Source organism: Methylobacterium sp. CCH5-D2 (genome assembly GCF_001556475.1).
GTDB classification, from domain to species: Bacteria; Pseudomonadota; Alphaproteobacteria; order Rhizobiales; family Beijerinckiaceae; genus Methylobacterium; species Methylobacterium hispanicum.
Genome location: NZ_LSIX01000173.1, coordinates 1 through 8,729, shown reverse-complemented (window position 1 = coordinate 8,729; position 8,729 = coordinate 1). Strand labels below are relative to the sequence as shown.

General features: G+C 72.7%; 8 protein-coding genes. All 8 read left to right on the top strand.

Translation table 11 applies throughout. The features are described 5' to 3' along the window. The coding region (locus tag AX737_RS04610) for a calcium-binding protein (protein WP_066919347.1) at positions 1-1,141 on the top strand (1,141 nt) is incomplete at its 5' end. A 121-nt stretch (positions 1,142-1,262) separates the two neighbouring features. Further along, positions 1,263-3,107 carry a type I secretion system permease/ATPase gene (locus AX737_RS04605; RefSeq protein WP_066919349.1) on the top strand — a complete coding sequence of 615 codons (1,845 nt, stop codon included), beginning with the start codon at positions 1,263-1,265 and terminating at the stop codon, positions 3,105-3,107. Continuing rightward, the gene (locus tag AX737_RS04600; protein WP_012454426.1) at positions 3,104-4,417 is read left to right on the top strand and encodes an HlyD family type I secretion periplasmic adaptor subunit; all 1,314 of its coding nucleotides are present in this window, start codon (positions 3,104-3,106) and stop codon (positions 4,415-4,417) included. Before AX737_RS04605 ends, AX737_RS04600 begins: the two co-directional genes overlap by 4 nt. Positions 4,418-4,530: 113 nt before the next feature. Then, positions 4,531-4,869 carry an NADH-quinone oxidoreductase subunit A gene (locus tag AX737_RS04595; protein WP_012454427.1) on the top strand — a complete coding sequence of 113 codons (339 nt, stop codon included), beginning with the start codon at positions 4,531-4,533 and terminating at the stop codon, positions 4,867-4,869. Beyond that, positions 4,860-5,765, top strand: a complete 906-nt coding sequence (locus tag AX737_RS04590) for a complex I subunit 1 family protein (RefSeq protein ID WP_066919345.1) — start codon at positions 4,860-4,862, stop codon at positions 5,763-5,765. The genes AX737_RS04595 and AX737_RS04590 overlap by 10 nt, the downstream gene beginning before the upstream one ends. Then, positions 5,762-6,769: an NADH-quinone oxidoreductase subunit J gene (locus AX737_RS04585; protein ID WP_066919343.1), complete on the top strand. Its 1,008-nt coding sequence runs from the start codon at positions 5,762-5,764 to the stop codon at positions 6,767-6,769. The genes AX737_RS04590 and AX737_RS04585 overlap by 4 nt, the downstream gene beginning before the upstream one ends. Further along, positions 6,766-7,077 (top strand): NADH-quinone oxidoreductase subunit NuoK, encoded by a 312-nt coding sequence (nuoK, locus tag AX737_RS04580; RefSeq protein WP_012454430.1) that lies wholly within the window; start codon positions 6,766-6,768, stop codon positions 7,075-7,077. The genes AX737_RS04585 and nuoK overlap by 4 nt, the downstream gene beginning before the upstream one ends. Next, on the top strand, positions 7,074-8,729 hold a 1,656-nt coding region (locus tag AX737_RS04575), incomplete at its 3' end, for an NADH-quinone oxidoreductase subunit L (RefSeq protein ID WP_066919341.1). The genes nuoK and AX737_RS04575, both read left to right, overlap by 4 nt.

The following is an 8,729-nucleotide window of genomic DNA, read 5'->3' as shown; positions in this document are numbered from 1 at the left end:
CGACTACCTCGACGAAGGGGTCGGCCACGGCGACCTTGAGGGCGGCGCCGGCGATGACATCCTGATAGGCGGGCCCGGCGGCGACGCCTTCGTCATCAGCCCCGACAGCGGCGACGACGTGATCCAGGACTTCCAGGGCGGCCCCGGCATGTTCGACCACCTGGCCGTCCGCGGCCTGAACGCCGAGGACCTTCGCTTCGAGGACACCGACGCCGGCGTGCGGATCAGCTGGGATGTGGGCGAGGGGGGGTCGGTCCTCCTGGCCAGGTTCGAGAAGTCGCAGCTCGCCCAGGACGACTTCATGTTCACCGACGATCGCCAGGTCATCCGTCCGACCGGCGCCGACGCCGAGACCGTCACGGCCGACAAGTTCATCAAGGACGAGGGCGGCAACCTCTCCGCCCCCGACGCGGGCAGCGCGACGACCGCCGAGGATGCCTTCCGCTTCGACGAGTTCAACGTGAAGGTCGGCACGGCGGGCCGGGACGCCTTCGAGGGTACGGCCGACCGCGACTTCTACTATGGCCAGGATGGCGCCGACCATCTTTCCGGCGGCGCGGGGGACGATGACCTGTCCGGCGACGCCGGACGCGACGTCCTCGACGGCGGAGAGGGGCAGGACCACCTCATGGGGGGCCGCGGCGCCGATCAGCTCTACGGTGGGGACCAGGCCGACAACCTGATGGGCGAGAACGGCAACGACGTGCTCTACGCCGGGGCCGGCCACGACATGCTCGACGGCGGCCGGGGCGACGACGTGCTGAACGGGGGCGACGGCGCCGACGCCTTCATCGTCGGTCCGGACACCGGCAACGACATCGTTTCCGGCGGCTTCGACGCCGGTCCGGGCGCGTTCGACCATATCGCCTTCCGCGACATCACGCCGGACGAGGTCACGGTCGCCGACGTCTCGGGCGGGGTGCGCGTCAGCTGGACGACGACGGAGGGCGACGGCTCGATCCTGCTCCAGGGGCTGAAGACGAGCGATCTCGCGCAGGACGACTTCATGTGGAATGCCGACGACGGGACGAGAGGCTCCTTCATCGACGACCCGGCCATCACGGGCGAGGGCTCCAGGCTGATCTTCCAGGAGACCGCGACGGCGTCCGCCAGCCCGGAGCACGACTACATGCTCGCCTGAGCGGGTGCGGCCCCGCGCTCATGCGTGGGGCCGCGCGGCCGGGTGCTTCGCGCTGCCCGGCCCGCACCTGGAAGGCCGCCCGGCCATCCCGCGCCAGCCCCCTCGCATGAGGCAGAACGACATGCAGCCAACCGCGCTCGCGAACAACGCCGTGGCGGCCAACGATGACGAACCGTCTTCCACGACGGCCGAGGTGCGTCCCGGCATCGGGGGCGCGCTCCTCGGCGTCGGCTTGCTGAGCGCCCTGGTGAACCTGCTCTATCTCACCGGCTCGCTGTTCATGCTGGAGGTGTACGACCGGGTGCTGCCGAGCCGCAGCGTGCCCACGCTGCTCGGGCTCGCCGCCATCGTTCTCGTCCTCTACGGCTTCCAGGGCCTATTCGACGTGCTGCGCAACCGCCTCCTCGTCCGGATCGGCGCGTCCGTGGACCGGGCGTTCGGGCGCCGCACCTACGACGCCGTGGTGCAGGCCCCGCTCGTCGCCTCGCGTCACGGCGACGGACTGCAGCCGCTGCGCGACCTCGACCAGGTTCGCACCTTCCTGTCGAGCCCGGGGCCGGCCGCCCTGTTCGACCTGCCCTGGATCCCCCTCTACCTGCTGCTCTGCTTCGCCTTCCACCCCTGGATCGGCGCGGCGGTGCTGGGGGGTGCGCTGCTTCTCGTCTCCATCACCCTCGTCACGGACCTCCTGACCCGCCGTCCGTCGCGGGCAGCGGCCGCAGCGGCCGGACAGCGCTACACCCTGGCAGAGGCCGGCCGGCGCAATGCCGAGGTTCTGCGGGCAATGGGTATGGCCCCGCGCACGGGCGACATCTGGGCCGAGGCGAGCGAGCGCAACCTCGTGGCCCAGCGGCGCATATCGGACGTCGCCGGCGGGTTCGGGGCCCTGGCCAAGGTGCTGCGCCTTACCCTGCAATCCCTGGTGCTCGGCGTCGGCGCCTACCTCGTGATCGCGGGCGAGGCGACGGGCGGCATCATGATCGCGAGCTCGATCCTGGTCGCCCGGGCCCTGGCCCCGGTGGAGCTGGCGGTGGCGCACTGGAAATCGCTCGTGGCGGCCCGACAGGGCTGGGGGCGCCTCAAGGCCTTCCTCGCCTCGTTCCCGAGCGAGCGGTTGAGCGTCGCCCTGCCGCCCCCCTGCGAGAGCGTCCGGGTCGAGGCCGTGACGGTCACGGCCCCCGGGCTCGAACATGCCCTCGTCGAAGACGCCACCTTCTCGCTGCGGGCCGGCGAGGGGCTCGGCGTCATCGGTGCCAGCGGCTCCGGCAAGTCCTCGCTCATCCGTGCCCTGGTCGGGATCTGGGCGCCGCTCCGCGGCTGCGTCCGGCTCGACGGCGCCACCCTCGACCAGTGGCCGCCGGAGGTGCTGGGCCGGCACATCGGCTACCTGCCGCAGGACGTCGAACTCTTCGCCGGCACGGTGGCGCAGAACATCGCGCGCTTCGACCCGGACGCGCCCTCCGAGGCCATCGTCGCCGCCGCACGCGCCGCCGGCGTCCACGACCTCGTGTGCTCCTTGCCGAGGGGCTACGACACGCCCATCGGCGAAGGCGGGGCCGCCCTGTCGGGAGGGCAGCGCCAGCGCATCGCGCTGGCGCGCGCCCTCTACGGCGAGCCGTTCGTCGTCGTCCTCGACGAGCCGAACTCCAACCTCGACGCGGAGGGCGAGGACGCCCTGAACCGCGCGATTCGGGACGTGCGCGCCCGCGGCGGCACCGTGATCATCGTAGCCCACCGCCCGAGCGCCCTCGCGGCGGTCAATCGCGTGCTGTTCATGGCGGACGGCCGGGTCCGCGCCTTCGGGCCCAAGGATGAGGTCCTGTCCGCCCTGAAGCGCCCGGCCGCGGCCGCGAGCGCCCGGCTGCCTCGGGTCGAGGGCAAGGAGCGCCCGCCATCCGAGAGACCGGTGCCGCTGCGCGTGGTCGCCGACGCCGAAGGGGCCCTGTCAGAAGGAGCGCGGGCATGAGCGCGCAGCGCCCTTGGGACATCCGCCGCTCCGTCCGGCGCCACCTCGTCCTGAGCCTGGCGGCCGCCGCCCTGCTCACCGTCGGCCTCGGGGGGTGGGCGGCCACCACCGAGCTCGCCGGCGCTGTCGTGGCACCGGGGACGCTCGTCGTCGATTCCTTCGTCAAGAAGGTGCAGCACCCCACCGGAGGCGTGGTGGGCGAGTTGCGGGTCCGGGACGGCGACCTCGTGCGCGCCGGCCAGGTCGTCATGCGGCTGGACGAGACCGTGACCCGCGCCAACCTCGCCGTCGTCGACAAGAGCCTGGCCGAGCTGACCGCGCGCCAGGGCCGCCTGGAGGCGGAACGCGACGGCGCCCCCCGGGTCTCGTTCGCGGCCGTCCTCCGGGGCCGCGCCCAAGGCGACCCGGAGGCGGGGAGGGTGATGGCAGGCGAGACCCGGCTGTTCGAGCTGCGCCGGGACGCCCGCGCGGGCCAGAAGGCGCAGCTGAAGGAGAGGACCGGCCAGCTCCGGGAGGAGATCCAGGGCCTGACGGGCCAGATCGCCGGCAAGCGGCGCGAGACCGAGTTGATCAACCGCGAGCTCGAAGGCGTGCGCGACCTCTGGCGCAAGAACCTGGTCCCCATCCAGCGCGTGACCGCCCTGGAGCGCGACGCCGCCCGCCTGGAGGGCGAGCACGGGCAGCTCGTCGCCTCCGTCGCGCAGGCGAAGGGAAAGATCTCCGAAACCGAGCTCCAGGTGATCCAGGTCGACCAGGACCTGCGCAGCGAGGTGGCGAAGGAGTTGAGCGAGGTGCAGGGCAAGATCGCCGAGCTCGTCGAGAAGCGGGTCGCGGCCGAGGACCAGCTCAAGCGCATCGACATCCGGGCCCCGCAGGACGGCATGGTCCATCAACTCGCCGTCCACACCATCGGCGGGGTGGTCAGCCCGGGCGAACCCATCATGCTGATCGTCCCGAGGGCGGACACGCTCGTGATCGAGGCGAAGGTCGCCCCGAAGGACATCGACCAGGTCCGGCTCGGACAAAAGGCCGTGCTGCGCCTGACCGCGTTCAACCAGCGGACCACCCCGGAGATCGAGGGCACGGTCAGCCTCGTCGCCGCCGACCAGATCACGGACGAGAAGACGGGCACGAGCTTCTTCAAGGTCCACGTCAAGCCGGAACCGGACCACGTCGCGCGGCTCAAGGGGATCAAGCTCGTGCCGGGCATGCCGGCCGAGGTTTTCATCCAGACGGGCGAGCGGACGGTGCTCTCCTACCTGACGAAGCCCCTCAACGATCAGGTCCGGCGGGCGTTCAAGGAAGATTGAGGAAGGCCGGGGCGTATCCCGCCGTCGCGACATCGGTTCCAGGCGCAGGGGCGGTGCGGTCCCGTGGCCCGGGCCTGGCGAGCGAAGCCCGTCGAGGGAGGGGAGGAGCAAGGATGGAACCGCTGCCGGGGTCGACCGTGAGCGACTACGCGTTCGTGGCGCTGGTGCTGCTGATGACCGCCGGCCTCGCGCTGCTGGCCGCGGCGGCATTCGCGCGGGTCCCGAGGCGGACGAGCCGTGCACCCCAGGCCTGGGCGCAGTTCCGCTTCGGTTACGCCGTATACGCGCTGATCTTCCTCGCCTTCGATATGGAGATGATCTTCATGTATCCCTGGGCGGTCGTCTTCGCCGATATCGGCGTGACCGCGTTCCTGGACATGCTGGTGTTCATCGCGCTCCTCTCGGCGGGCATCGCCTACGCCTGGGGCATGGGCGGCCTGCGATGGGAGTAGTGGCGAGCGCCGCGGCGGTGCTGGCTGCGCTCCTCGGAGGCGCCGCCCTGACCCTTGCGGTCGAGCGCCTCTTCTCGCGGCGGGGCCTGGAGGCCGGGCCGGCGCGCGACGTCGACCTCAGGCGCGGCCTGGACCTGCCCAACGCCGACCGCTGGCTGCTGCCGGCCGGGCCGGCGGTGGCGCTTGGCGGGGTCGCGCTTGCCATGGTGGTCATCCCGTTCGGGCCGGGTCTGATCGGCCGGGATCTCGGCGTCGGCCTCTTCTACGTCATCGTCGTCGTCGACTTCGTCGTACTTGGCCTGGCGCTCGCCGGCTGGGGCGCGAACACGCCCGACGCCGTGGAGGCCTGCTACCGCATCGTGGCCCAACTCGTCGCCTACGTGGTGCCGCTCGGCCTGGCCTATGTCGGCGTGGTCATGATGGCACGCTCCTTGTCGACGGTCGCCGTCGTCGAGGCGCAGCGAGACCTGTGGTTCGTCGTCCTGCAGCCCACGGGCTTCCTCCTCTACCTCGTCACGGGGCTGATGCAGTCCTACCGCGCCCCGTTCCTGGAGCCGTTCGCCGGATCCATCGGCGGCGGCGTGCTCGGCGCGGCCGGGGGCTGGTCCGGCCTCCTGTGGCGGGTCGCCCTCGCCGGCGTGCTCCTCGTCGTCGCGGCGGTCGGGGCGGTGCTCTACCTCGGGGGGCCGTCCGGGCCGTGGCTGCCGGGCTGGGCCTGGATGCTGGCCAAGACCTACGCCCTGATGGCGCTGATGCTGGGGCTCGGACGCTGCGTCCGGCCGTTCTCGACGGCCGGGATGCTGGCGCTGTCCTGGAAGGTCCTGATCCCGGCGGGTCTCGTCAACGTGCTCCTCGTCGGCGGCCTGATCCTTCTCGGCGTGGGACCACGGGCATGACCGCCGCCTTCGAGCTCACCGCCTTTTTGGTCTGCGCCTTCGTCGCGGTCGCGGGCGCGCTCGGCATGACCACGACCATGAGCATGTTCCGCTCGGGCATCTTCCTGATGGCCTCCTTCATCGGGGTCGCCGGCCTGTTCATCCTGCTGTCCGCCGACCTGATCGGGCTGCTCCAGGTCATGATGTACATCGGCGGCTTCCTCGTCATGATCCTGTTCATGGTGCTGGTCATGCACGACCCGGGCGGGGCGATGATGGCTGGCATGGACATGGCCCCGCTGGAGCGCTGGTTCAGCAAGGGGCTCGTCCCGCGCCAGCCCGCGGAGGTCGGGCAGGACGGCCACCGGCAGGGCGAAGCCGGCGACCAAGCCGCCGCCACCGGACACCACGAGGGCCACTCCGGCGGCCACCGGCCCCGGCACGGCGGCGCGGCGAGCGGCGACCACGCCCACGCGCACGACGGGGCGGCGAAAGCCATGCCGCACGAGGCCCAGGGCGGGCACGGCGAGCGCGCGGCCCACCAACACGGACAGGCTTCCCACGGGCACGACCACGCGCACGGGGGCGGTCATGGCGGCATGGACATGGGTGGCATGGACATGTCGATGGTGACGCCCGTGCGCCCCGTCGCGGCCTGGCTCGCCCTCTGCGTCGGGGCCGTGCTCGTCGGGATGCTGGTCTTGCGGCCGGCCTGGCCGGCGATGCCCGAGGCGGTGCCGGACGCGGACTCGGCACGCCGGGTCGGGCATCTCCTCATGGAGAAGTACATGGTCGCCTTCGAGGGCGCCGGCTTCCTGATCCTGATCGGCATCTTCGGCGCCGTGCTGCTCGCCCGGCCCTCGGCCTACCCGGACGACGCCTCGCGCGCCGCCAAGGTCGCTGTCGACGCCAAGCCCGAGCCGATCCGGAACGACCGCCTCGCGCCGCTCGCGACCCCGGATCGGGTGGCGGAGCGCCCGGACGAGCAAGAGGCCCACCACCGGAACGGGGGACATATCGGATGACGGTACCGCTGACCGCCTACCTCGTCGTCGGCGCGCTTCTGTTCGCCATCGGCCTCTACACCGTGGTCGCCCAGCGCTCGGCGGTCATGATCCTGATGGGCGTCGAAGTGCTCCTCAACGCCATCGGCCTGAACGTCGTCGCGTTCTGGCGGTTCACCGCGCCGGGCGACTATTCCGCGCAGATCCTCGCCATCCTGGTCGTCACGGTGGGCGCCGTCGAGATGGCCATCGGGCTCGCCCTCGTCCTGCTGCTGTACCGGCAGCGCCGGACGTCCGAGGTCGACGCCTACGCCGACCTGAAGCGATGACCGTCCTGCTCGCCATCCCGCTCCTGCCGCTCCTCGCGGCCACGGCCGCCCTCGGCATCGGTCGCCGCCTGCCCTGGGGCGGCGGGGGGCTCGTCGTGGGCGCCGTCGCCCTGTCGCTCGCCAGCCTCGCGTCGTTGCCGTCCGATGCCGCCCTGTCGGCGACCTGGTTCGAGAGCGGCGGCTATCGGCTGACCGTCGGGCTCGCGGCGACGCCGCTCACGTGGTTCGTCGCGGCGGTGGTCGCGGGCGTCGCGTTCTGCGTCGGCCTCTACAGCCTCGGGTACATGGCCGGAAGGGACGACCGGCCCCGCTTCTTCGCCGAGCTCGGCCTGTTCGTCGGCGCCATGCTGGCGCTCGTGCTGTCGAACTCCCTCGCGCTCCTGTTCGCGGCCTGGGAACTGGTCGGGCTCGCCTCGTTCCTCCTGATCGGCTTCGACCATGCGGAGCCTGGCGCCGCCGAGGCCGCCGCCAAGGCGTTCCTGATGACCCGGATCGGCGACGTGGGCCTCCTGCTGGGCTGGCTCCTGGCGCTCGCCGCCGTAGGGACCACGGACGTCGACGTCCTCGTCGGTGCCGTCGAGGGGGGCCGGATCGCCCCCGGCACGGTCACCGCCACGGCGCTCCTCATGCTGGCCGGCGCGGTCGGCAAGAGCGCCCAGCTACCGCTTTCCGGCTGGCTCCCCGACGCGATGGTCGGGCCAACCCCGGTCTCGGCCCTGCTGCACTCCGCCACGATGGTGGCCGCCGGCGTGTTCCTCGTGCTGCGCCTGTACCCGGTTTTCGCGGCGTCGCCCGTCGCGCTCGACACCCTCTTCTGGATCGGGGCCGCGACGGCGCTCGCCGCCGGCCTCATCGCGACCGCCGAGGCGGACCTGAAGCGGGTGCTCGCCTGGTCCACCTGCTCGCAGCTCGGCGAAATGATGGTGGCCCTCGGCCTGGGCGGCCCGCGCGCGGCCGCCTTCCACCTCGCGGCGCACGCCGCCTTCAAATCGACCCTGTTCCTCGCCGCGGGCATCGTGCAGGAACGGGCGGGCACGCGCGCCCTCGGTCGACTCGGCGGCCTCGCTCGCGCGCTGCCGTTCGCCGGCGCCGCCTTTCTGGTCGCGGCCCTGTCGTTGGCCGGCGTGCCGCCCCTGTCCGGGTTCCTGAGCGAGGAGGCAATCCTCGCGGTCGCGTCGCGGCACGGCCCGGGGACTGGGTCCCTGGTCGTCCTGCTCGTCCTGCTCGGCGGGATTTACATCGGGCGTGCGGGGGCCGCGACCTTCCTCGGGAGGCGCCGCGGCACGGTCGGCCCGCGCAAGCCCCGCTGGGCGATGCGGACCGGCATGGGTTTGCTCGCGCTCGCCGCCGCCGGGCTCGGCTGGCTGTTGGCCGGACGGTTCGGCGCCGCTCTGCCCTTCGCCGCGCCCGAGACCGAGGCGGGGTGGCGCAGGCTCGGCGTCGCCGCCGGACTGCTCGGGCTCGGTCTCGGCGCGGCGCGGGGGTGGAGTGGCGCGCCCGCGCTCGGCGCGCTCCCCGCGCGGCTCGCCGCCGGGCTGGAAGCCGTCACCGAGGCCCCGGCGCGCCGGACGCTGTGGCTCGCCCGGACGGTCCCGGCCGTCGAGGGGGCGCTCGATGCCGGGGCCCGCGCCGTGGCCGGGTGGGCCTGGCGG

Bases quoted from the DNA above. Each gene is read 5' to 3' on its own strand.
- AX737_RS04605 (WP_066919349.1), top strand. From the start codon at position 1,263: ATGCAGCCAACCGCGCTCGCGAACAACGCCGTGGCGGCCAACGATGAC.
- AX737_RS04600 (WP_012454426.1), top strand. From the start codon at position 3,104: ATGAGCGCGCAGCGCCCTTGGGACATCCGCCGCTCCGTCCGGCGCCAC.
- AX737_RS04595 (WP_012454427.1), top strand. From the start codon at position 4,531: ATGGAACCGCTGCCGGGGTCGACCGTGAGCGACTACGCGTTCGTGGCG.
- AX737_RS04590 (WP_066919345.1), top strand. From the start codon at position 4,860: ATGGGAGTAGTGGCGAGCGCCGCGGCGGTGCTGGCTGCGCTCCTCGGA.
- AX737_RS04585 (WP_066919343.1), top strand. From the start codon at position 5,762: ATGACCGCCGCCTTCGAGCTCACCGCCTTTTTGGTCTGCGCCTTCGTC.
- nuoK (WP_012454430.1), top strand. From the start codon at position 6,766: ATGACGGTACCGCTGACCGCCTACCTCGTCGTCGGCGCGCTTCTGTTC.